Origin of the sequence: Bacteroides sp. AF34-31BH, from assembly GCF_003602795.1 — a bacterium.
In the GTDB taxonomy this organism is placed as follows: Bacteria; Bacteroidota; Bacteroidia; order Bacteroidales; family Bacteroidaceae; genus Bacteroides; species Bacteroides uniformis.
The window spans coordinates 17,752-40,869 of record NZ_QTLV01000003.1 but is presented as its reverse complement, the minus strand read 5'-3'; the positions used below and the strand labels follow the sequence as shown (position 1 = coordinate 40,869).

The 23,118-nt window shown below is 49.2% G+C and carries 19 protein-coding genes; 10 read left to right on the top strand and 9 right to left on the bottom strand.

The features are described 5' to 3' along the window. Positions 1-39: 39 nt before the first annotated feature. Entirely contained in the window at positions 40-1,686 is a 1,647-nt protein-coding gene (locus tag DWZ67_RS06420; RefSeq protein WP_034523303.1) for an AMP-binding protein, read from the top strand. Positions 1,687-1,790: 104 nt separating this feature from the next. On the opposite strand, the gene DWZ67_RS06415 is transcribed toward DWZ67_RS06420, so the two are convergent. Then, the gene (locus DWZ67_RS06415; RefSeq protein ID WP_009037621.1) at positions 1,791-2,282 is read right to left on the bottom strand and encodes an S-ribosylhomocysteine lyase; all 492 of its coding nucleotides are present in this window, start codon (positions 2,280-2,282) and stop codon (positions 1,791-1,793) included. Between the two features lie 24 nt (positions 2,283-2,306). Further along, positions 2,307-3,011 carry a 5'-methylthioadenosine/adenosylhomocysteine nucleosidase gene (locus DWZ67_RS06410; protein ID WP_008662547.1) on the bottom strand — a complete coding sequence of 235 codons (705 nt, stop codon included), beginning with the start codon at positions 3,009-3,011 and terminating at the stop codon, positions 2,307-2,309. A gap of 244 nt (positions 3,012-3,255) precedes the next feature. Between DWZ67_RS06410 and DWZ67_RS06405 the strand changes: the two genes are divergently transcribed. The 3 genes from DWZ67_RS06405 (at position 3,256) to DWZ67_RS06395 (ending at position 8,028) form a co-directional block, all read left to right on the top strand. Continuing rightward, positions 3,256-5,766: a YfhO family protein gene (locus tag DWZ67_RS06405; RefSeq protein ID WP_016272365.1), complete on the top strand. Its 2,511-nt coding sequence runs from the start codon at positions 3,256-3,258 to the stop codon at positions 5,764-5,766. 694 nt (positions 5,767-6,460) lie between these two features. Beyond that, positions 6,461-6,793 carry a 30S ribosome-binding factor RbfA gene (gene rbfA / locus DWZ67_RS06400; RefSeq protein WP_005834378.1) on the top strand — a complete coding sequence of 111 codons (333 nt, stop codon included), beginning with the start codon at positions 6,461-6,463 and terminating at the stop codon, positions 6,791-6,793. After that, positions 6,793-8,028, top strand: coding sequence for an FtsX-like permease family protein (locus tag DWZ67_RS06395; protein WP_005830763.1), 1,236 nt, complete (start codon positions 6,793-6,795; stop codon positions 8,026-8,028). Before rbfA ends, DWZ67_RS06395 begins: the two co-directional genes overlap by 1 nt. 8 nt (positions 8,029-8,036) lie before the next feature. Here DWZ67_RS06395 and DWZ67_RS06390 read toward each other — a convergent pair whose 3' ends face one another. From DWZ67_RS06390 to aroQ, 3 genes are all read right to left on the bottom strand, one after another. After that, positions 8,037-8,666, bottom strand: a complete 630-nt coding sequence (locus DWZ67_RS06390; RefSeq protein WP_005830764.1) for an O-methyltransferase — start codon at positions 8,664-8,666, stop codon at positions 8,037-8,039. 118 nt (positions 8,667-8,784) lie between these two features. Then, a complete protein-coding gene (pyk, locus tag DWZ67_RS06385) occupies positions 8,785-10,242 on the bottom strand; it encodes a pyruvate kinase (protein WP_009037618.1) in 1,458 nt (485 codons plus the stop codon). A gap of 20 nt (positions 10,243-10,262) precedes the next feature. Then, positions 10,263-10,682, bottom strand: coding sequence for a type II 3-dehydroquinate dehydratase (gene aroQ, locus DWZ67_RS06380; protein WP_005834372.1), 420 nt, complete (start codon positions 10,680-10,682; stop codon positions 10,263-10,265). Between the two features lie 118 nt (positions 10,683-10,800). Between aroQ and xerD the strand changes: the two genes are divergently transcribed. From xerD to DWZ67_RS06360, 4 genes are all read left to right on the top strand, one after another. Continuing rightward, positions 10,801-11,754 carry a site-specific tyrosine recombinase XerD gene (gene xerD, locus DWZ67_RS06375; RefSeq protein WP_005830767.1) on the top strand — a complete coding sequence of 318 codons (954 nt, stop codon included), beginning with the start codon at positions 10,801-10,803 and terminating at the stop codon, positions 11,752-11,754. 136 nt (positions 11,755-11,890) lie between these two features. Further along, the gene (locus DWZ67_RS06370) at positions 11,891-13,585 is read left to right on the top strand and encodes a tetratricopeptide repeat protein (protein WP_005834370.1); all 1,695 of its coding nucleotides are present in this window, start codon (positions 11,891-11,893) and stop codon (positions 13,583-13,585) included. A 111-nt stretch (positions 13,586-13,696) separates the two neighbouring features. Continuing rightward, entirely contained in the window at positions 13,697-14,770 is a 1,074-nt protein-coding gene (locus DWZ67_RS06365; RefSeq protein ID WP_120138407.1) for a TlpA disulfide reductase family protein, read from the top strand. Positions 14,771-14,807: 37 nt separating this feature from the next. Next, the gene (locus DWZ67_RS06360; protein WP_005830774.1) at positions 14,808-16,346 is read left to right on the top strand and encodes a YifB family Mg chelatase-like AAA ATPase; all 1,539 of its coding nucleotides are present in this window, start codon (positions 14,808-14,810) and stop codon (positions 16,344-16,346) included. Between the two features lie 66 nt (positions 16,347-16,412). Here DWZ67_RS06360 and DWZ67_RS06355 read toward each other — a convergent pair whose 3' ends face one another. Further along, a complete protein-coding gene (locus tag DWZ67_RS06355) occupies positions 16,413-18,473 on the bottom strand; it encodes an acetate--CoA ligase family protein (RefSeq protein ID WP_120138405.1) in 2,061 nt (686 codons plus the stop codon). A 168-nt stretch (positions 18,474-18,641) separates the two neighbouring features. Here DWZ67_RS06355 and DWZ67_RS06350 point away from each other — a divergent pair, with 168 nt between their 5' ends. After that, positions 18,642-19,574 (top strand): acyltransferase family protein, encoded by a 933-nt coding sequence (locus tag DWZ67_RS06350; protein WP_035447239.1) that lies wholly within the window; start codon positions 18,642-18,644, stop codon positions 19,572-19,574. On the opposite strand, the gene DWZ67_RS06345 is transcribed toward DWZ67_RS06350, so the two are convergent. From DWZ67_RS06345 to DWZ67_RS06335, 3 genes are all read right to left on the bottom strand, one after another. After that, a complete protein-coding gene (locus DWZ67_RS06345; RefSeq protein WP_120138403.1) occupies positions 19,561-20,580 on the bottom strand; it encodes a sensor histidine kinase in 1,020 nt (339 codons plus the stop codon). The genes DWZ67_RS06350 and DWZ67_RS06345 overlap by 14 nt on opposite strands. A 10-nt stretch (positions 20,581-20,590) precedes the next feature. Beyond that, on the bottom strand, positions 20,591-21,349 hold the full coding sequence (locus tag DWZ67_RS06340; protein ID WP_005834358.1) for a LytR/AlgR family response regulator transcription factor: 759 nt from the start codon (positions 21,347-21,349) through the stop codon (positions 20,591-20,593). Positions 21,350-21,414: 65 nt separating this feature from the next. After that, the gene (locus DWZ67_RS06335) at positions 21,415-22,323 is read right to left on the bottom strand and encodes a DUF6268 family outer membrane beta-barrel protein (RefSeq protein WP_005834356.1); all 909 of its coding nucleotides are present in this window, start codon (positions 22,321-22,323) and stop codon (positions 21,415-21,417) included. A gap of 246 nt (positions 22,324-22,569) precedes the next feature. On the opposite strand from DWZ67_RS06335, the gene DWZ67_RS06325 reads away from it, so the two are divergent. Further along, positions 22,570-23,010: a DUF6078 family protein gene (locus tag DWZ67_RS06325; protein WP_005834355.1), complete on the top strand. Its 441-nt coding sequence runs from the start codon at positions 22,570-22,572 to the stop codon at positions 23,008-23,010. Positions 23,011-23,118 lie beyond the last annotated feature (108 nt).

The following is a 23,118-nucleotide window of genomic DNA, read 5'->3' as shown; positions in this document are numbered from 1 at the left end:
ATTTTCACCTTTCAACTTTCCACTTTCAACTTCCACATCATGTTATACGAACGTACCCTCGGCCAATGGTTGGAACATTGGGCCGAAACAACACCAGACAAAGAATATATCGTTTACTCTGACCGCAACCTGCGCTTCACCTGGAGCCAGTTCAACCGCCGGGTGGACGACATGGCCAAAGGACTTATCGCCATCGGCGTGGAACGGGGAACACACGTAGGTATCTGGGCAGCCAATGTACCCGACTGGCTGACTCTATTATACGCTTGCGCCAAGATAGGTGCCGTCTACGTAACGGTAAACACCAACTACAAACAGTCCGAGCTGGAATATCTCTGCCAGAACTCCGACATGCATACCCTCTGCATCGTCAATGGCGAAAAGGACAGTGACTTTGTGCAGATGACCTATACCATGCTTCCGGAACTGAAGACCTGCCAACGCGGACACTTGAAAAGCGAACGTTTCCCTTATATGAAAAACGTCATCTACGTGGGGCAGGAGAAGCACCGGGGCATGTACAACACGGCCGAAATACTTCTCTTGGGCGACAATATAGAAGACAGCCGCCTGAATGAACTCAAAAGTCAGGTCACTTGCCACGATGTAGTGAACATGCAATACACCTCCGGCACTACGGGATTCCCGAAAGGCGTCATGCTTACCCACTACAACATTGCCAACAACGGTTTCCTTACCGGTGAGCACATGAAGTTTACCGCCGATGACAAGCTCTGCGTCTGCGTACCATTGTTCCACTGCTTTGGCGTGGTACTTGCCACCATGAACTGCCTGACACACGGCTGTACAGAAGTAATGGTGGAACGCTTCAACCCACTGGTAGTGCTCGCCTCTATCCACAAGGAGCGCTGCACGGCACTTTACGGCGTACCCACCATGTTCATTGCCGAACTGAACCATCCGATGTTCGACATGTTCGACATGTCCAGCCTCCGTACGGGTATCATGGCAGGTTCCCTCTGCCCGGTAGAGCTGATGAAGCAGGTGGAAGAGAAAATGTACATGAAGGTAACCAGCGTTTACGGGCTGACCGAAGCTGCTCCCGGAATGACCGCCACCCGGATAGACGACCCGTTCGATGTACGTTGCAATACCGTAGGACACGACTTTGAACATACGGAAGTAAAGGTTATCGACCCCGAAACCGGAGAAGAGTGTCCCGTAGGCGTACAAGGTGAAATGTGCAACCGCGGATACAACACCATGAAGGGTTACTACAAAAACCCGGAAGCCACGGCCGAAGTCATTGACGAGAACGGTTTCCTGCACTCGGGAGACCTTGGAATAAAGGACGAGGACGGCAATTACCGCATCACAGGACGCATCAAGGACATGATTATCCGCGGTGGTGAAAATATCTATCCCCGCGAGATAGAAGAGTTCCTCTATCAACTGGAAGGCGTAAAAGACGTGCAGGTAGCCGGTATTCCCTCTAAGAAATACGGTGAAGCCGTAGGCGCTTTCATCATCCTGCACGAAGGAGTGGATATGCACGAATCGGATGTACGAGACTTCTGCATCGGCAAAATATCCCGCTACAAGATACCCAAGTATATCTTCTTCATCAAAGAATTCCCCATGACGGGAAGTGGCAAGATACAGAAATTCAAGCTGAAAGACCTGGGATTACAGCTTTGCAAGGAGCAGGGGATTGAGATTGTGTGATAATAAAGGATAAGGGATTAAGGGTTAGGGATTATTGGGGTCGCATAGACTTTAATATAGGCATAAACCCATCCCTAATCCTTAATCCCTTATCGCTAACCCCCTTATTTTTCTTCTTTTTCCGGATACTTCATATTCTCCTCTTTCATCTGTTCCAAGACCTCATGCAGGTATTTGGCAGACTCCCACTTAGCCATTGGCAGGTCGTGAAGCAGGTAGTTGCCGCAATCTTGCGGAGCGGCACCGGGGACTTCACCTTCATATTCGGCAACAAAGCGGAAGGTGTCCTGCATCAGCGCCAGTATGTCCTGCGGCTTCAAGTCACCTTTCATCAGCAGATAATTACCGGTGAGGCAGCCCATGGGGCCCCAATAGATAATCTTGTCCTGCCACTGCGGGTCATTACGCAGGTAGGTGGCGGCAAGATGTTCGATAGTATGCAGAGCACCTTGTCCCAAGGCAGGCTCACGGTTGGGCTCTTTCATACGGATGTCGAAAGTAGTGACTGTTTCTCCGTTCACTTCATCCTGGCGGGATATGTAAATGCCGCGCAACAAGCGGATGTGGTCGATTGTAAAACTGGGAATCTTCTTCATGAGTTATGAGTTATAAGTTATGAGTTATAAATTGCTGGGAAGGGTGGAGAGGAAGGTCCATATCGTGAGAAACGAACGCTCTGCCATGGTTCCCCAGAAATCGGCATACTGCGAAGCATGGTCCTCTACTCCGGGTGTGTCGCTGATGATGCGGAAGCTGAGAAAAGGAACATTGTACAGATAGCAAGTCTGGGCAATGGCGGCAGACTCCATATCAACGGCAAGACCGTCGGGGAAACGTTGCTTGATGGTATCCAGCTCCGTACGGTTGGTGATGAACTGGTCGCCGGTACAGACAAGTCCGCTGTGGATGCGGCTTTCCATTCCGGCTTCGTTCAGCGACAAGGCATGTTTCAACAGAGAGGGACATCCCTCGTAAGAGGCGGGAAAACCTTGCACTTGTCCGTACTCGTTACCGTCGCCGCACCAGACGTCGTGATACACCAGACGTTGGCTTGCCACTACATCCGTCACCTTCAGGCAAGCATCAATGCCGCCCGCCACACCGGTGCTGACGATGCAGTCCGGAGAAAAGCGCCGTATCAGTTCCGAAGCTCCTACCGCTGCACTCACCTTACCGATGCCGCATTGCGTCAAGATTACATGGTTACCGCCCAATGTACCTTCCACATAGCGGAAACTACCATCGCCCGACGTATTCTTATCCTGCAAGCGCTCCACCAACCGGCGGTGTTCGCTGTCCATTGCACTGATTATCCCTATTGTCATATCTATAATAATTTAAGCTTGCATATTACCATTAAAGCACTTTAATCTTTTTTTGGAAAGGCAAAGGTACAACATTCTGCCGATAACGTGACAATAACAATCTGCATTTATGTATCTTTGCCACAAAAGCGAAGATAGGCTGCACCTCAACAGAACTTTTTCACGCAAGCATGAAAGTTCTGTATTCGGTTTGCATTATCTTTGCCCCACGATTGATTAATTGATAACTCATAACTTATAACTCATGAAGAAGCTTCTTCCCGACCTTATTGCCATCCTGGCATTCGTCCTCCTTTCCTTCGCCTACTTCTTCCCGGCGGATATAGAAAACCGTATTCTCTTTCAGCACGACACGGCTGCAGGAGCAGGGGCAGGACAAGAAGTCAAGGAGTATTACGAACAGACGGGCGAACGCAGCCGTTGGACAAACTCGCTGTTCGGCGGTATGCCCATGTATCAGATAGCCCCTTCGTATGACTCCACCAAGTCACTGCAGTGGGTACAGAAAGCCTACCAACTCTTCCTGCCCGACTATGTGTGCCTCACATTCATGCTGATGCTCGGCTTCTACATCCTGCTGCGCGTCTTCGGCATACCGGTCTGGCTGGCCGGACTGGGCGGTATCATGTGGGCATTCTCGTCCTATTTCTTCATCCTGATATCCGCCGGACACATCTGGAAGTTCATCACCCTTGCCTACGTGCCGCCCACCATAGCAGGCATTGTGCTCGCCTATCGTGGGAAACTGCTGTGGGGAGGCATCCTCACCGCCTTGTTCGTGGCCCTGCAAATCACCTCGAACCACGTGCAGATGTCCTATTACTTCTTCTTCGTCATCCTTTTCTTTGTGGGAGCCTACTTCGAGAAAGCATGGCGTACCAAGACATTGCCCCAGTTCTTCAAGGCAAGTGCCGTACTGATTGTAGCAGCCCTCGTCGGCATAGCCGCCAACGTATCCAACCTCTATCACACCTATGCCTACAGCAAAGAAACCATGCGCGGCAAAAGCGAACTGGTGCAGACCGGCGACGCTGCCAAGCAGACCAGTAGCGGGCTGGACCGCGACTACATCACCCAGTGGAGCTACGGCATCGACGAAACACTGACTCTGCTGGTGCCCAACTTCAAAGGCGGAGCATCTGCCGCCCTCAGCCAAAGTGAAACCGCCATGAGCAAGGCAAACCCGATGTACAGCAGTCTGTACGGCTCACTGACACAATATTTCGGTACCCAGCCCATGACGTCGGGTCCCGTCTACGTCGGAGCATTCGTCTTGTTTCTGTTCGTACTGGGATGCTTCATCGTGAAAGGACCGTTGAAGTGGGCATTGATAGGAGCCACCTTCTTCTCCATCGTCTTGTCCTGGGGCAAGAACTTCATGCCGCTGACGGATTTCTTCATCGATTACGTCCCGTTGTACAACAAGTTCCGCGCCGTGTCCTCCATCCTTGTCATAGCAGAGTTCACGATACCTTTGCTGGCTATCTTTGCCCTGAAACGCCTGCTCGAAGAGCCGGAAATCTTAAAACAAGAAAAGAAGCCCCTCGGCATCAGCCTGCTGCTCACTGCAGGCATCGCCCTGCTGCTTGCCGTTGCCCCGGGCAGCATCGGCTCCGGCTACGTGCCCGCCCAAGAGGCACAGATGCTGCAGAATGCCGTCAACCAGCAGATGATACCCGCCAACGAGCTCTCCGGCATCCTTGCCAACTTGGGAGAGATGCGTGCCGAACTCGTCAGCAGCGACGCCCTGCGTAGCTTCATCATCATAGGCATCGGCTGCAGCCTGCTCTGGCTCTATGCAAGCGGCAAGCTGCGTAGCTCGCTGACCATTGCAGGTATCACCATACTCTGCCTGGCAGATATGTGGGGGGTCAACAAGCGCTATCTGAATGATGCCCAGTTCGTGCCCCACTCCATCCGTACGGAAACCTTCACCAAGACGAATACAGACGAGCTGATACTGCAAGATACCAGCTTGGACTATCGTGTATTGAACTTTGCCACCAGCACCTTCGATGACAACAACACCTCCTACTGGCACAAAAGCGTCGGCGGTTATCACCCGGCCAAGCTGCGCCGCTACCAGGAAATGATAGAGCATCACATCTCTCCCGAAATGCAGGCGGCCTACAAGGCCATTGCTACCGCCGGAGGTGAGATGGACAGCGTGGATGCCAATAAGTTCCGCGTACTGAACATGCTGAACACCAAATACTTCATCTTCCCTGCAGGACAGCAAAGACAAACCGTTCCCATCCTCAACCCGCACGCCTACGGCAATGCATGGTTTGTAAACAAGGTGCAGTATGTGAACAACGCCAACGAAGAGATTGACGCCCTGGACAGCATCATACCCACAGAGACAGCCGTAGTGGATGCCCGCTTCAAGGATGTACTGAAAGGTACCACGGAAAGTTATAAAGACAGCCTCTCCAGCATCCGCCTGACAAGTTACGCACCTAACCGCCTGACGTACGAAACGAACAATGCCCAAGACGGTATTGCCGTATTCTCCGAAATCTATTATCCGGACGGCTGGCACGTAACCATCGACGGACAGCCTGTCGAACTGGCACGCGCCGACTATATCCTGCGCACAATGTATGTTCCTGCCGGACAGCACACCATCGAAATGCGCTTTGACCCCACCAGCCTACACGTGACGGAAGGCATCGCCTACGGAGCACTGGCACTGCTGGTGATAGGTATCATCGTGGCAGTGCTGATAGCCAAAAGGAAGTATGTAAAGGCATAAAAAAAATATCATATCATTCCCCCACAAGGACTCGACGCATTCCGCTATTCATACCCTGATACGGAATGCGTCGAGTGCTTATGTCCGTTCCGTTATCCCCTCATGTTTGTTCTGTCATTCCCTTATGTCTGTTCTGTCAACCCCTATATATTGATGAAAAACCACAGCTGTGAAGCATATTCTTCACAGCTGTGGCACGTCTTCTTCACCGCTGTGGAAAAGGCGTATCACAGCCGTGCGCACATGATAAACCCAAAGGCTTCTTAAGACAAACCACCGTGCAAAACACAACAGAAGCCTATGTAACACACAACGGAAGCCTATGCAAGAGACAAGAAAGCCCGGTCAGATGCGCAAAAAAACCGTTTCTACCCTCCCGGGTAAAAACGGTTCAAGTCAATAATACATGAAAAAACGCTATTTAGAGAGAGTCTCTTCTATAACGGAATGGTTCTCTTCCTTCTTCACTCATCATCAGCAGTTCTCCGAACTGACATCAAAGTTAGGGAAGCATAACAAGAACAACAAATAGAATCTACGAAAAGGCATATCTCATCGACAGAACGGAAAAGAATGAACCCTACAATAGGGAAAAGAATGAAAAAAAAGCTATAAACAGTCGGCAGAACGATATATTTCAGTAACTTTGCTAACGTGAAAACAGGCTGCACCCCAGCATAAAAAAATGAACAGTATGGAAACTACCAGACAAAATAAAATAGCCCGTCTCCTGCAGAAGGAACTGAGTGATATCTTCTTGTTGCAAACCAAGTCCATGCCCGGCATACTGATTTCCGTCAGTGCCGTACGCATCAGCCCCGACATGAGCGTGGCACGCGCTTATCTCAGTATATTCCCCTCGGAGAAAAGCGAAGAAATAGTCAAGAACATCAACGGAAACATGAAATCCATACGCTTTGAACTGGGTACCCGCGTACGCCACCAACTACGCATTATCCCCGAACTGAAGTTCTTCGTAGACGACTCACTGGACTATCTGGAACGAATTGATGAACTGCTGAAATAATGTCCCTTCCCTTCTTTATAGCCCGCCGCTACCTCTTCTCCAAGAAGAAACACAATGCCATTAATATCATCTCCGGCATTTCGGTGTGTGGGGTGGCATTGGCTACGTTGGCGTTGGTATGCACCTTGTCCGTGTTCAACGGTTTTCAGGACATGGTGGCAGGCTTTTTCACAGCTTTCGACCCGGAACTGAAAATCACCGTCCGCGAAGGTAAGGTTTTCGACCCGCACGAAGCGTGCATCCGGCAAGTACACGCCCTGTCCGAGATTGACGTGTGGACGGAAACACTGGAAGAGAATGCCATGGTGCAGTACAAAGACCGCCAGGCAATGGCCGTCATCAAGGGAGTGGAGGACAATTTCGAACAGCTTACCTCCATCGACAGCTTGCTCTATGGGACGGGAAAGTTCCTGCTGAGCGACTCGGTGGTGGACTATGGTTTTCTGGGTGTGGAACTTATATCCGAGTTGGGCACCGGCATTCAGTTCGTGGACCCGTTGCAGGTCTATGCCCCCAAACGGAACGTACGGGTAAACATAGCCAACCCCACTGCGGCTTTCAACCGGGAGTATCTCTTCTCGCCCGGCGCCATCTTTGCCGTCAACCAGCAAAAATACGATTCACGCTACATACTGACGTCACTCGACTTTGCCCGCCGTCTGTTCAATTATGACACGGAAGTCTCTGCCATCGAGATGAAACTGAAACCCGGTTCCAACATCGGCTCCGTACAAAAGAAAATAGCAGGCATTCTCGGCGACCGGTTCATTGTACAGAACCGCTACGAGCAGCAGGCCGATGTTTTCCGCATCATGGAAATAGAGAAACTCATCTCTTATCTCTTCCTCACCTTCATTCTGGGTATCGCATGTTTCAATGTCATCGGTTCGCTGTCCATGCTGATACTGGACAAACGGGAGGACGTGGAGACACTGCGCAACCTGGGTGCCGATGACCGGCTCATAGCGCGCATCTTCTTGTTCGAAGGCAGGATGATTTCTGTATTCGGCGCCCTCTCCGGCATTGTTTTAGGATTGTTGCTGTGCTTTCTGCAGCAACGTTTCGGGTTGATTTCATTGGGGGGAGGCAATGGAAGTTTTGTAGTGGACGCTTATCCGGTAAGTGTACATGCCACGGATATTATTCTGGTATTCTTAACGGTCATCACTGTAGGCTTCTTGTCCGTATGGTATCCGGTGAGATACCTCAGCAAGCGGCTGCTGAGAAAAAGATAAAAAAACAGTTACTTCTTACGGATAATCGTCAATCCGTCACGCAGGGGAAGAATGACTTTCTCCACACGCGCATCCCGCGCCACCAAATCATTGAAGGCTTTGATACTGATTGTTTGCAGGTCTGTGCGATGGGGTTGTTCTTCCAGCACATGGCCATCCCACAAGGTATTGTCGGCAATGATATATCCACCGCCGGAAAGGCGGGCGAGCACCATTTCATAATACTCTATGTATTTACGCTTATCTCCGTCAATAAAGGCAAGGTCGAAAGTGAGGTCCAGTTGCGGTACCCGCTCCAAGGCATCGCCAATGTAGAACCTGATTTTATCCGCGTAATCGGAATTCTCCAGCCACGGACGGGTGAAGTCCTCCTGCTCGTCGTTGATTTCAAACGTATGCAGCATCCCGCCCTCCGGCAGTCCTTCTGCTATGCAAAGTGCGGAATATCCGCTATAAGTCCCTATCTCCAGCACCTGCCGGGGACGAATCATCCGTACAAACATCTTGAGCATACGCCCCTGCAAATGTCCGGAAGCCATGCGGGGATATAGCAACTTGACATGCGTGTCGCGATAGAGCGCTTTCAGATAATCGCCCTCATCATCAATGTGCTGCAAAATGTATTCGTCAATCGTCACTTTGTTAATGGATTATAGGTTAGGGATAAGGGATAAGGGATTAGGGGTTAGTTCTGCGCACAATTATTAATTAATCATTAACCGCTAATCCCTAACCCCTTATCCTTAATCCCTTATCCTACAAATATCTGTTACTGTTGGGCAACACACTATCTTCAGCATGTTTCAGGGCATCTTCCACCACGTTGATTTCGAGGAAAGAAGTGCGCGTACCGGCTTTACCGCTACTCAGGTAGCCCACCATGTCCGTAGGACATAAACGGCCTTCCTTCAACAAGCGGCGCAAGGCTGCAAAGTAATACTCCTGCCCGTTGGCAAGTTCGGGCATATAGATAGCTTCCACACCGTAGGAAAGGGCAAGGTGCCGCATGGTCTTTTCCTTGTAGCAGATGGCCAACACCGGATATTTGCCACGGAAAGCGGCAAGGTTACGGGCAGTACGGCCGCTGTAACTGTCGGTGATGATTGCACGGATTTTCAGTTTGGTGGTAGCCTTTACCGCTTGTTTGGCCAGGAACGCAGTCACGTCGTTGCTGTTCTCGTCCAGCGGAATACGGATATCGTTGTCAGACAGCTTGTCTTTCTCCGCTTGGGCGGCAATCTTGGTCATCGTCTTCACCGCTTCTACCGGATACTTTCCATAGGCGGTTTCACCGCTCAACATCAAGGCATCCGTACGATAATAGATGGCATTGGCAATGTCCGTTACCTCCGCACGGGTGGGACGCGGATTGGAAATCATGGTATGAAGCATCTGTGTGGCAACAATCACCGGCTTCTTGGCAAGAATACACTTGCGGATGAGCACACGCTGGATGCCCGGAATACGTTCCTGCGGAACTTCAATACCGAGGTCACCGCGAGCTATCATCACACCGTCGGCTACTTCCAGGATTTCATCGATATTATCAACGCCTTCCTGGTTCTCAATCTTAGCAACAATACGGATATCGCTGTTATGAGCGTCAAGAATCGCCTTGATGTCGAGTATATCCTGCTTATTGCGCACAAAGGAGTGGGCAATGAAGTCTATGTTCTTCTCAATAGCATAAAGGATATTGGTGCGGTCCTTCTCAGTCAGAGAAGGCAGATTGATGCGGACGCCGGGAACGTTGACGCTCTTGCGGCTGCCCAGAGTAGCCTCATTCTGTACTTCGCAGAGCAGGTAGTCGGGGGTCTTCTCTACAACAACCAACTCCAAGTCACCGTCATCAATAAGGATATGGCCGTCCACATTCAAGTCTTTGACGAAATGGGGATAGGATACCGAGATACATTCACGGGTAGTCTCCTGCTCCGGGTTGCCTACCACCTTCACGCGGTCGCCCGCCTTGAAAGGAATGGGCTCAGCCAGAACCGTCGTGCGGACCTCCGGTCCTTTCGTATCCATCAGGATAGCGATGCGGTTGGAAACCGAACGCACATTGTTAATCAACTTCTCGGCACCTTCACGGCCAAGATGTGCAGTATTCATACGTACAACATTCATACCTGCATCGAACAACTGCTTTATAAAATCAACATCACAGCGCTGGTCAGAAATCGTTGCGACAATCTTCGTTTGCTTCAATAACATAATCTATATACCTATTTTATTTAATAATCTTTTAATGCCTCCATGGCCAGACGGTAGGAGTTCAGCCCGAAACCGAGAATGACACCCTTGCAAGCGCAGGAAATCATGGACACATGACGAAAAGCCTCGCGGGCATGTACATTAGAGATATGCACCTCAATCACCGGAGAAGTGACCGAACGGATAGCATCTTGCAGAGCGATGGACGTATGGGTGTAAGCACCCGCATTCAAAATGATGCCGTCCACATCAAAACCTACCTGCTGAATCTTGTCTATCAGCTCTCCCTCAATGTTGGACTGGAAATAGTCAATCTGTACATCCGCATATTTCTTGCGGAGTTCGGCAAGGTAGTCTTCAAAAGTAACGCTACCGTAAATGGAAGGTTCACGTTTGCCCAAGAGATTTATATTGGGGCCGTTAATAATCTGTATCCTCATAACACAATTTTTTATACCTTTGCGGTGCAAAGATAGTGCAAACCGAAAGCAGATGCAAATTTATTTGCAATTTGCTGAAATGCAGCCTATTTTCGCGAAGCAAAGGTAGAAAAAAGAAATGAAATCAGAAGAAAAATCCACGAATAAGGAGAAACAAACGCTGATAATCAGAAAGTACCACCAGTATCTGAAACTGGAAAAAGCACTCTCACCCAATACAGTGGATGCTTACCAAACAGACTTACAGAAGCTGCTGCACTTTCTGGAAGGAGAGGGTATCGCTATCCTTGACACTACCCTGGATGACTTGCAGCATTTTGCCTCCGGACTGCACGACATCGGCATCCATCCCCGCTCGCAGGCACGCATCTTGTCGGGCATCAAGTCATTCTTCCATTTCCTCGTCATGGCCGACTACCTGGAGGGAGACCCCAGCGAACTGTTGGAGGGACCCAAAATCGGATTCAAGCTTCCAGAAGTACTGACAGTGGAAGAGATAGACCGCATCATCTCCGCCATTGACCTAGGCACAAACGAGGGGCAACGCAACCGGGCCATCCTCGAGACTCTATACAGTTGCGGCCTACGGGTATCGGAACTGTGCAACCTGAAAATCTCCGACTTGTATTTCGACGAAGGCTTCATCAAGGTAGAAGGTAAGGGCAGCAAACAGCGCCTTGTACCCATATCGTCCCGTGCCATCAAGGAGATAAGGAACTGGTTCGTGGACCGCAATGGAGGCTGGAAAATCAAGAAGGACTTCGAGGACTATGTATTCCTGGCACGCTGGGGCAAAAATATCTCGCGCATCATGGTATTCCATCTCATCAAGGAACTGGCGAAGAAGGCCGGCATCACCAAAAACATCAGTCCGCACACCTTCCGCCATTCCTTTGCCACCCACCTGCTTGAAGGAGGCGCCAACCTGCGCGCCATACAAAGTATGCTGGGTCACGAATCTATCGCTACAACAGAAATTTACACACATATTGACCGGCACAGATTGCGCAGTGAAATCATAGAACATCATCCCCGCAATATAAAGTACCGCAAAGAGCGGGAAATTCATTAAATTATGATAAAATTGCTGCGCGAGTTAACAAACTGTAATAGGATTTAATATCTTTGCGTTGTTGTGTCCATGCCCAAACAGCACACTAAAATGGAATAGACAAATTTCAATTACAAACAATTAATTTATACCTAAAATGACTAAGAAATTGTATCTGCCGTTTTTAATGGCAATGGTTGTTGCATTAATGACATCGTGCAGCAAAAAGATGGGTGAATTGTCATCAGATTATTTCACCGTAACTCCTCAAGTTCTGGAAGCTGTGGGTGGTAAAGTTCCCGCTACAATCAACGGAAAATTCCCCGAAAAGTACTTCAACAAGAAGGCTGTGGTAGAAGTGACCCCTGTGCTGAAATGGAATGGCGGCGAAGCTAAAGGCCAGTCGGCTGTGTTCCAGGGCGAAAAAGTAGAAGGTAACGACCAGACTATCTCTTACAAGATGGGCGGCAGCTACACTATGAAGACATCTTTCGACTATGTACCGGAAATGGCCAAATCCGAACTGTATCTGGAATTCAAGGCTACAGTAGGCAAAAAGACTGTCACTATCCCTGCTGTAAAAGTAGCTGATGGTGTAATCTCCACTTCTGAGATGCTGGAACAAACATTGGGCAGCGCTAACCCCGCCAATGGTGACGACGCTTTCCAACGTATCATCAAAGAAAAGCATGACGCCAACATCATGTTCTTGATTCAACAAGCCAACGTACGTGCCAGCGAATTGAAGACTGCCAAAGAATTCGGCAAAGAAGTGAAAAACATAGACGAAGCTGAAAACAAGAAAATCAGCAACATCGAAATCTCCGCATACGCTTCTCCCGATGGTGGTGTAGGCTTGAATACTACACTGGCTGAGAACCGCCAGGACAACACGGCTAAAATCATCAACAGAGATTTGAAGAAAGCCAAAATCGATGCAGCAGTAGACACCAAGTATACAGCTCAGGACTGGGAAGGCTTCCAGGAACTGGTATCCAAATCAAACATCCAAGACAAAGAATTGATTCTTCGCGTTCTTTCCATGTATCAGGATCCTGAACAAAGAGAACAAGAAATCAAGAACATCTCTTCTGTTTATAAGACTTTGGCTGACGAAATCCTGCCGCAACTGCGTCGTTCACGCCTGACTTTGAACTACGAAATCATCGGTAAGTCTGACGAAGAAATCGCAAACCTCGCCGACAGCGATGCCAAGCAGCTGAACATCGAAGAATTACTGTATGCCACCACCTTGACTAAAGATGCTGCCAAGCAAGAAGCCATCTTCACAAAAGCTACTCAAATCTACCCGAACGATTTCCGTGCTTACAACAACTTAGGTAAACTGGCTTATCAGGCTGGTGATCTTGACAAGGCTGAAAGCTACTTCAAGAAAGCTCTCTCCATCAAGGATGCTCCTGAAGCAAACATGAATCTCGGTCTGATTGCCTTGACCAAGGGCGACAGAACAGCAGCAGAAAGCTATCTGAGCAAGGCTTCCGGTTCTAAGGAACTGAACGAGGCATTGGGTAATCTGTATGTTGCTCAAGGACAGTACGACAAGGCTGTCAGCTCATTTGGCGACACTAAGACTAACAGCGCTGCTTTGGCACAAATCCTGGCTAAGGACTACAACAAGGCTAAGAACACACTGGCTGCTATCGAAAGACCAGACGCTTATACTGACTACCTGATGGCTGTACTTGGCGCAAGAACCAACAATACATCTATGGTAACCAGCAGTCTGAAGAATGCCATTGCAAAAGAACCGGCTTTGGCAAAGAAGGCTGCTTCTGACCTGGAATTCGCCAAATACTTCACTAACACAGACTTTATGAATATCATCAAATAATAAAGGTTAGATTGAAAAGAACGTGCCCGGCATAGAAATATGTCGGGCATTTCTTTTTATTCACACCAAAAAGAAGTATTTTCGCGACGAAGTATCAGAAAAAGAACCGGAATGAAGAAAATCTATCTTGCATACCTTCTGCTTATTATATTGTCTGCCTGCGGCAGCAAAAATACAAATTCAGTCTACCTAAATGGTGAAATCAAAGGGCTGGGGAATGATACCCTTTATATATATGGTACGGACAAGTTCTATAACCGTATGGACACTCTGCTTGTCAAGGATGACAAGTTATCTGCAACCCTCACCACCGACACACTTGCCTCTACATGGTTGCAATTCAGTGACGGTACGGAATATCCGCTTTACCTGGACAAAGGAGACAACATAAAGATAAAAGGTTCTGCCGCCGAACTTACTTCACTGGAAATCACGGGGAATGTTCCCAATGAAGAACTGACCGCCTTTCAGAAAGAGTTGAAAGGTTTGAGTACTCCCTCGGAGAAAGCATTGGAAGAAAAAGCAGAAGCCTTCATCAACAGCCATCCTTCTTCACTGGTAAGTATCTATCTGCTGGAGAAATATTTCGTGCAAAAACCGCAACCGGACTTCTCCTTAATCAAAGAAATGACAGAACACATGACCGGAGGCCTGAAAGACCGCCCATATGTGGACGAACTGCTTGACCTTATCCAAGAAGAAGAGAAGGTATCCGTCGGGAAAACCATCCCTTACGTCAACCTGCCCAATACCAAAGGCACACAAATCAGCCGTACTAGCTTTAAGGACAAATATCTGTTGATACATTTTTGGGCATCTTGGGACCCGCAAAGCATGGAAGCCAACGCTGCCCTGCGCCGGATTTACAAGAAAGAAGAAAAGAACAAGCTATTCGCACTCTGGGGCATTTCCTTGGATATCGACAGAAAGGAATGGGAAGAAGCAATCAAAAGAGATACTCTGAAGTGGGAACAGAGTTGTGATTTCTCCGGATGGAACACAGCGCCCATCAAACAGCTCGCCATACAAGCATTGCCTGCCAATCTGTTCCTTAGCCCTTCCGGAAAAATTGAAGGGAAGAATATGAGTGAGGAAGACATCAAAAAGAAACTGGAGGAGATAGAGCAAAAGGAAAAAGAGAAGAAAGAGAGTGAAAAGAAACTCAAAAAACAAAACCGACGGTAGCCTATCCTGCCATCACTAACCCCTAATCACTAAAAACGTGCTCATAAAAGTTTTTGGAGCGGCTGTTCAAGGTATTGACGCAACCCTCATCACCATTGAAGTCAACAGTTCCAGAGGCTGTATGTTCTATTTAGTCGGTTTGCCGGACTCTGCGGTCAAAGAAAGCCATCAACGTATCATATCTGCTTTGCAGGTCAACGGCTACCGGATGCCGACCAGCAATATTGTCATCAACATGGCTCCGGCTGACATCCGCAAGGAAGGTGCAGCTTACGATTTACCTTTAGCCATCGGCATACTTGCCGCCAGCGAAGTTATCCAGTCCGATAAGCTGGAACGCTATCTGCTGATGGGTGAACTAAGCCTTGACGGCAGCCTGCAACCTATCAAAGGAGCACTCCCCATTGCCATCAAGGCCAGAGAACTGGGGTTTGAGGGTATGATTGTACCGCAACAGAATGCTCACGAAGCGGCAGTAGTAAACAATCTGAAAGTGTACGGAGCGGGAAATATCAAGGAAGTTATAGAATTCTTTAATGGCACGCAGGAATTAACCCCTACGTTAGTCAACACCCGCGAGGAATTCTATTCCCAGCAGAGCAACTTCGATTTCGACTTTGCAGAAGTAAAAGGACAGGAAAATGTGAAACGAGCCTTGGAGGTAGCTGCTTCGGGCAGCCACAATATACTTCTCATCGGTTCGCCGGGCAGCGGTAAGTCCATGCTTGCCAAGCGTCTGCCATCTATACTTCCTCCCCTCTCTTTGGGAGAGAGTCTGGAAACGACCAAGATTCATTCTGTTGCCGGAAAGTTGGGCAAAGACGGTGGACTCATCTCGAAACGCCCGTTCCGCGCCCCTCACCACACCATTTCTACGGTAGCGATGACCGGTGGAGGAAGTTTCCCCCAGCCCGGTGAAATCAGTCTGGCACATAACGGAATTTTATATCTTGATGAACTGCCAGAGTACAGCCGTAACGTATTGGAGGTTCTTCGCCAACCGCTGGAAGATAGGAAGATTACCGTGTCACGCATCCGATGCAATGTAGAGTACCCGGCAAGTTTTATGCTGGTAGCCTCTATGAATCCGTGTCCATGCGGGTATTACACGCATCCCACCAAGGCTTGTGTGTGCAGTCCCGGACAAGTACAAAAGTACCTGAACCGCATATCCGGACCTTTGCTCGACCGTATTGACCTGCAAATTGAAGTCACCCCACTCCCCTTTGAAGAGATGGCAGATTCTCGCCCCGGCGAATCGAGCGCCACCATACGCGAGCGTGTGATACGTGCCCGACAAATTCAAGAAGCAAGGTATGCAGACATTCCCGGCATATATTGTAATGCCCAGATGAACAGTAAACTGCTTGCCCGCCACGCCCGTCCGGATGACAAAGGACTTGCCATGCTCAAAACTGCCATGAACCGCCTAAACCTTTCGGCCCGCGCCTACGACCGTATATTGAAAGTATCACGCACCATCGCCGACCTGGAAGGCTGCGAATTGATACAGCCGGCACACTTGGCGGAAGCTATCGGATATAGAAATCTGGATAGGGAGGACTGGGCAGGATGAAAAAGGGATTAGGGATTAGCGGTGAGCGATTAACAGTCAGCCCCTTTAATCCCTAATCTCTAACCCTTATTTCTCTATCCGAATGCGCGCATCCACCGCTATCACCTGCTTTTCAGTCGCCAACAATGGATTGATATCCATCTCCTTGATTTCCGTTGCAAAGCGCAGCAAGGTGGAAAGCCGTACAATAATTTCGGCAAATTTATCTTCATTCACTCCCTTCTGCCCACGCGTACCTTTGATAATCTTATAGGCACGCAACGAGTGAATCATGGAGTAAGCCTCCTCGTAGGACAACGGTGCAAGACCGGAAGATATATCCTTCAGCACCTCCACAAAAATACCGCCCAGGCCGCAGAGTACCACATGTCCGAACTTCTCTTCATATTTGGCACCGATAAACAATTCCGTCCCTTTCAACATCGGCTGCACCATGATAGCACTAGCTTCGGGAATCTGCATCATACGGTCGAATTCCAATGCCAAATGCTGTTCACTCTTGATATTGAGCACAACACCGCCCACATCCGACTTATGCACCGGCCCCACCACCTTTGCCACCACCGGGAATCCCGTGCGACGCGCAAAGGCAAGCACTTCTTCCTTGTTGTCCGAAACAAACTCCTCCACAATAGGAATACCTGCAGAGCGGAGCAATGCCTGCACATAGTGCGGTGCGATATAACCGTCCGCAGGAATGGAATCTATAATCCGGCGGATACGGGGAACATCCACTCCAAAGAGCTCGATTTCATTATTGGCAGGCCGCGGGGCGTTCATTATCCGCGAAAGTGCCGTGCCCAAAGTCACTTCATCGGCAAAGTTCACATGGCCTTTTGCCAGAAAAGCAGCAACCTCGGCTCCCGCCGTATTGATGGAAGGAAGAATCGGAAAAATCGGCTTCTTGCAATGCAGCATCTTCTCGTGCAGCACATCATACATTTCAAACATGGTCACCAGCCCCGGAGTGCCGAAAATAGCCATTACAGCATCAATATTGTCAAACTTCTCCTCACAATACTCCAGACAGAGGCGCAGATGTTCCGGCGTACCCGTAGCCAGAATATCAATGGGATTCCCCACAGCCGCACCGGGGAAAAGCTTACCCTTAAGTTCCTCCACCACCGGTCCTTCCAGTTTCGGAACATTCAGTCCGCCCTTACTCAATGCATCGGTCAGCATCACTCCCGGACCGCCGGCATGAGTAATGATGGCGAAGTTTTTCCCTTTCAGTTCCGGCAGTGTGAAGATACAACCTACGGTCGTCAGCTCCTCGCGCGAATAGCAACGCACAATACCCGCCTTACGGAACAAGGCCTCTACCGCCGAATCGCTACTGGCAATGGCCCCCGTATGCGAACTCGCCGCCCGGCTGCCGCTTTCGCTACTGCCCGCCTTGATGGCCGCAATCTTGCAGCCCTTCTTGATGAGCGAGGATGCATGAAACAGCAGACGGTCAGGGTCACCGATACTCTCTATATAAAGAAGTTTTATTCTGGAATCCGCTTCCGGATTGAAGTGTTCGTCCATGTATTGCAACACATCCTCCACGCCGATTTGCTTGGCATTGCCCACAGACCATACAGAGTTGAATTGCAATCCCTTGGTCACGGCGCTCTCCAATATGAACACCGCTGTGGCACCGGAGCTGGAAATCAGGTCCACCCCTTGCGGATGCAGTTGCGGGATGGGCTGGCTGAATACACTGTGATGCCACGAGTTCATAAAACCGATACAGTTGGGGCCTATCAGAGAGGCTCCATACCGGTTCACCGTTTCCAGTATGCGATCTTCCAGCACAGCACCCTCATGGGTCTCCTCACCAAAACCGGCAGAAAGGATAATGAACGCCTTCACCTGCTTCTCCGCAGCAAGCATCTCCACCGCATCGGGACAAAGCGCGGCAGGTATGGCAAGGATGGCTAGGTCCGTATCGGGAATGTCCTTCACATCCGCAAAGGCAGCAACACCCTGCACTTCAGTCTCTTTCGGATTCACGGCACGAAGCTCACCGGTATATCCGCCGCTAAGCAGATTTTTCAGGATAGCCCCTCCGGGTTTGTGTACATTGTTGGATGCCCCCACTACCACAATACTGGCCGGGTGAAGTAATTGGCTTGTTATCATAGTCTGTTTTACATTAAGTTAATGATTCATGCACAAATATACATTTTCCATACATAAAAGCAATCGGTAAAAGAGAAAATAAGCTTAATCCCTTTGCAAAATATAAATAAGTTTACGGAAGTATATATATTTGTGCCATCAATAACAATACGCAGAAAACTACCCTATATGGAAAGCCGTGTCAAAGAGATAGATTATCTGAAATGCATCTTCATCACCCTGATGATTATCTTCCACCTTGTATATATAGGCGACAAGTATCCGTATGCGAAACAAATCGTCTATACGTTCCACATGTCCGCTTTCCTGATTATTTCGGGCTATCTGGCCAATAACCGGAAGGATGCCCGAAGCTTTCTCCGCAAGTTTCTATGGATTTTCATTCCGTATGCCTGCATGGAGGCGGCCTATACGGTGATGTCGCATTTCCTGCCCGTACGCGAAAGTGTAGATGCCATTACTCCTACCGTATTGCTCGACAAGATATTCCTCCATCCGATGGGGCCTTACTGGTATCTGCATACACTGATTCTGTGCAGCCTCATCTATTATATCACATTCCGCTATGTACGGCTGTCGGTTGTCTCCCGGCTGGTTGTGACCGGTGTCTGCCTGTTTGCCCTTTCCCATTGGGGAGGATTGATGAACTTCTCCAATGCCCTCTATTTCCTTATCGGCATGACAGTGAGCCAAAGCGGGCTTCGTTTTACACAAGTCTTTCGCGCCACAACCTTCGCCATTGTTCCATTCGTAATACTATGCTGTTTTCCCGCCAATCTGGATAGGGGTACTCTGGCAGGAGTCGCCATCACCTGGCTTTCCATCAGCCTGCTGTTGGCAGCCTACGGCTATCTGCCGGTACAAGCCAAACGGCTTTCCTTCTTTATAGGGCGCAATACGCTGGTCATACTCCTTTTCTCACCCATTTTCACCATTCTGTCCAAGGCGTTTCTGCCCGTGTTCGCCTTCGACCCTACGGGGATGCTGTTCCTTGTCACTGCCACCGCCTTCACTCTTAGCGGCTGCATGGGTATGGCGTGGGCTATGGACAAGATGCACGTTTCCAGATTCTTCTTCGGGAAGAGGACTATATTGTGTTGAGACGGTTCACGTCTTCGCACACAAAGGGAAGTTTCACCACAAACTCCTTTTCGTCCTTAAGAATCTCCACCAGCGTGCCGTATAGGGCATACTGCCGTTGCAGGTTCTTCAATCCCGCTCCATTACTGGCCACATAGTTGCGCAACTGAAGATTGTTGCGTACCGTAATCCCTTCGTTTCCTATGGATATATGGACTATCAGCGGCGACTTCTTTGTACTGATATTATGCTTCAAGGCATTCTCCACAAGCATCTGTATGCTGGCAGGAATGACGAGACAATGATGATTCCGCAAATCATCTTCTATCTCCACATGCAGCGCATCGCCAAAGCGGATATGCTCCAGGTATAAGTACGACTCTACGAACGCCAGCTCTTCCTGCACGGTCACCATAGCCCTGCCGTGCGTAGTAAGCAGATAGCGGTACACCGTAGACAGCTTCTTGGCAAACCGGTTCGTCTTTTCGGTATCCTGATAAGCAAGGGAGGCAAGGACATTCAGACTATTGAATAAGAAATGGGGATTAATCTGGTTTTTCAGCACCTCGAACTGATACAGCGCCTTCTCCTTCTCGATGACAGCCATCTGCTTCTCCATCTCCGAACGTTGCAGGCTATAGAAGAATATCTCTATCTGCAGAACGATAATCCAGTTCCACGGCACTACCGGCAGGGAGTTTCTCAGGATATGCCAGAAATTTCCATGCCCGCCCATCAGCAGGAAGTTCAAGATGTACGTCAACAGAACAGCCAGTGCAGTGGTCAACACGATATCCACCAGAATCCTCACCGCATTGTTGCGCTGTTTCAGTCTTTTATATATCAAGTTGATAACCCCAAAGTCGATGAACCCCAGCCCTATGCACAAAGGAAGATTCAGAAAGAACTGCACCATGATATTCGCATACCACGGCTTACCGCTGATGACGTTATAAACGCACCCTATGACAAGCAACGAGACGGAAACCGTCAGTATAAAAAGGAATATGTATCTCTTATGCCTCATAACTTATAACTCATACCACTCCGTCCACCCATTTCAAGAAATCGGCCACGCGACTGCGGCTCACCAATACCTCGTGCGGGCACTCTGGCTCGAAGTAAAGCTTCAAGCGACTGCCGAAGTACCTGGAACTCTTCCGGATGGACCTAATGTTGGATATGCAGCTCCTTGAAACCCTAAAGAAAACATCCCTATCCAGCATTCCCTCCAACTGGTCCAGCGAGTAGCTGATGATATACCGTTTCCCGGAGAAGAGGTGCAGATAAGTCAGCTTGTCCTCACTATAAAAGAAAGCGACATCCGGAGTTTCTACGTAGCGGAAGGTATCGCCCACCTGCACCAGAAAACGGTTCTTCTTGTTGGCTGCCAAGTAGCCGAGTTCCAGTTGCCGATATTCGGGAGCCGCAGAACGGAGGGCACTGTTGCGCTCGAACTTGCACAAGGCTGCTTCTAGGTCGCTTTCTTCAATGGGTTTCAGCAGATAGTCGATGCTGTTTACCTTGAAAGCCTTGATGGCATATTCGTCGTAGGCGGTGGTGAAGATAACGGGCAAATCGACGGGACACTGCTCGAATATCTCAAAGCTCAACCCGTCGGACAAGCGGATATCTACAATCATCAAGTCCAGGCTGCCCTGACGCAAGAGCAGTACAGCCTGCTCCACGCTCTCTGCCCAGCCCGCCAACTGCCAGGAAGGGCGCAGCCGTTGCATCATACGCTTCAGCTCTTCGTAGGCGAAGCGCTCATCTTCTACTAATAAATACTTTACCATAAAACGTGTCTGTTATTGCGACAAAGATACTATTTTACCTCTTGTCTTTACTAAAATGGCATTTGTCATTTCAGCGTATACCTGAATCCCACCGTCAGGCGCAGAGTCGGTCTGAAGCAAGGCTCGTCCTCATCGTTCTTGAAGTTATTGAGAAAACCTTTCAAACTACGGTCCGACATACTTATTCCGCGTATCCAGTTACCGCCTACTCCCAGATAAACAGCCGTCTTCCTACTCAACTGGTACGAAGGACTGATGTATGACCTCAGCATGACGGTAGAATAGATTTTCGATTTCCCGTCGACTTCCATCACGGCAGACATGCCGTCCATATCGAGGGCGGTCAGTTCCAGCTTCAGCTTCTTGTTCAGCCAGGTGGCGACGGACACTTTCATGCCGCTGGACATATCCACTTTCAGCTCATACCTGCCGGCATTCCTCCAACTGAAGTACATCATGGGCAGTATCATCGGGATACCGTAAGAGTTCGTCAACCCCGCACCGATGCCCAAGTCGAGGTTCTTCCGCAGTTTATAGACAAAGATGATTGCTCCATTAGCCAGTAGGGTCTTCATGGAAACCCCGTCCAACGGGGCATAGACACCGCCGCCCACAGAGGCTATGATACTCCACTTGTCGGACAGGGGACGGATGTGGGAGATATTCAGACTGGCATTCAGCAGATTGTCCGGATTCAACTCCCGCGCCTGTCCCTTATTATGGAATACGCCATAGGCAGCATTGACGGTTGCCGACCACGCCACCAGCCTGCCCTTGTCGTCATGCCTGACGGAAAGCGGCAGGTTATACCTTCCCGATACCATCATCAGGCTGCCCGAACCATACTCGTTGCCGAGGTCATCCTTCAACGAACTTTCGGGCAGATAGTCGTAACTGATATAGCCTTGCCCCCGGCAGCAGAACGGCCACGCCGCAAGCCACAACACCAATAGAATCACAGAGTTTGTCTTCATGGGAATATGCAAATGTTTTCTGCAAATATAGTCCTGCGGCAAGTAAGCGGGAAGCATTTACGGACGGGGTGCGGAATGGGGAGGACGAAATGCGGAAACCGGAAGGCGGAATGATTCCATGTTTTACGTTACGCATTTCACGTTACGTAAAATACATAATATTTTCGGGATAAAACAAATATCAGGTGAAGCACCCATCAATCTCCAAACTAATTGTACCTTTGCGGAACTTTAAACAAAAAAATGATGAAAGAAGAAACTTTCGATTATTCCAAAGTTCCCCATAACTTCGGCTTATGCGCTACTGACACATGCCCTTATACTGACACCTGCCTGCGCCGGATTGCATATACGTATGCACCCTCAAACAACATCTTCCTATATGTACTGAATCCGAAAGCAATAGAGTCCACAGCGGGAAAATGCAAATATTATTGCTCGAATAAGAAAGTGCGCTATGCCAAAGGCTTTATCCATACGGCAGAAGCCATCTCTGTCGGCCAGTCCGGCACGTTCCGCTACCGGCTCATCGGCTTATGGGGTATCCGAAGATATTATCAGAAGCGGAAAGGGGAAACTTTGCTCTCACCAACCGAGCAGCAACAAGTCATTGCAATTGCCCGTAACTTAGGACTCCAACGGGCGGAGTACTTCGACGCTTATGTAGAAGAGTACGACTTCACATGACGGCTCCGGTCACCTCACATGATAACTCCGGTTACCCCAAACGGTAACTTCATTTACACTACGAGGTAAAAGGCTTTACACTATGGTGTAACGACCGTTACAATATGG

Excerpts from the sequence above, each read along its gene's own strand:
- DWZ67_RS06420 (WP_034523303.1), top strand. The coding sequence starts at position 40 with ATGTTATACGAACGTACCCTCGGCCAATGGTTGGAACATTGGGCCGAA.
- DWZ67_RS06415 (WP_009037621.1), bottom strand. The coding sequence starts at position 2,282 with ATGAAGAAGATTCCCAGTTTTACAATCGACCACATCCGCTTGTTGCGC.
- DWZ67_RS06410 (WP_008662547.1), bottom strand. The coding sequence starts at position 3,011 with ATGACAATAGGGATAATCAGTGCAATGGACAGCGAACACCGCCGGTTG.
- DWZ67_RS06405 (WP_016272365.1), top strand. The coding sequence starts at position 3,256 with ATGAAGAAGCTTCTTCCCGACCTTATTGCCATCCTGGCATTCGTCCTC.
- rbfA (WP_005834378.1), top strand. The coding sequence starts at position 6,461 with ATGGAAACTACCAGACAAAATAAAATAGCCCGTCTCCTGCAGAAGGAA.
- DWZ67_RS06395 (WP_005830763.1), top strand. The coding sequence starts at position 6,793 with ATGTCCCTTCCCTTCTTTATAGCCCGCCGCTACCTCTTCTCCAAGAAG.
- pyk (WP_009037618.1), bottom strand. The coding sequence starts at position 10,242 with ATGTTATTGAAGCAAACGAAGATTGTCGCAACGATTTCTGACCAGCGC.
- aroQ (WP_005834372.1), bottom strand. The coding sequence starts at position 10,682 with ATGAGGATACAGATTATTAACGGCCCCAATATAAATCTCTTGGGCAAA.
- xerD (WP_005830767.1), top strand. The coding sequence starts at position 10,801 with ATGAAATCAGAAGAAAAATCCACGAATAAGGAGAAACAAACGCTGATA.
- DWZ67_RS06370 (WP_005834370.1), top strand. The coding sequence starts at position 11,891 with ATGACTAAGAAATTGTATCTGCCGTTTTTAATGGCAATGGTTGTTGCA.
- DWZ67_RS06365 (WP_120138407.1), top strand. The coding sequence starts at position 13,697 with ATGAAGAAAATCTATCTTGCATACCTTCTGCTTATTATATTGTCTGCC.
- DWZ67_RS06355 (WP_120138405.1), bottom strand. The coding sequence starts at position 18,473 with ATGATAACAAGCCAATTACTTCACCCGGCCAGTATTGTGGTAGTGGGG.
- DWZ67_RS06350 (WP_035447239.1), top strand. The coding sequence starts at position 18,642 with ATGGAAAGCCGTGTCAAAGAGATAGATTATCTGAAATGCATCTTCATC.
- DWZ67_RS06345 (WP_120138403.1), bottom strand. The coding sequence starts at position 20,580 with ATGAGGCATAAGAGATACATATTCCTTTTTATACTGACGGTTTCCGTC.
- DWZ67_RS06340 (WP_005834358.1), bottom strand. The coding sequence starts at position 21,349 with ATGGTAAAGTATTTATTAGTAGAAGATGAGCGCTTCGCCTACGAAGAG.
- DWZ67_RS06335 (WP_005834356.1), bottom strand. The coding sequence starts at position 22,323 with ATGAAGACAAACTCTGTGATTCTATTGGTGTTGTGGCTTGCGGCGTGG.
- DWZ67_RS06325 (WP_005834355.1), top strand. The coding sequence starts at position 22,570 with ATGAAAGAAGAAACTTTCGATTATTCCAAAGTTCCCCATAACTTCGGC.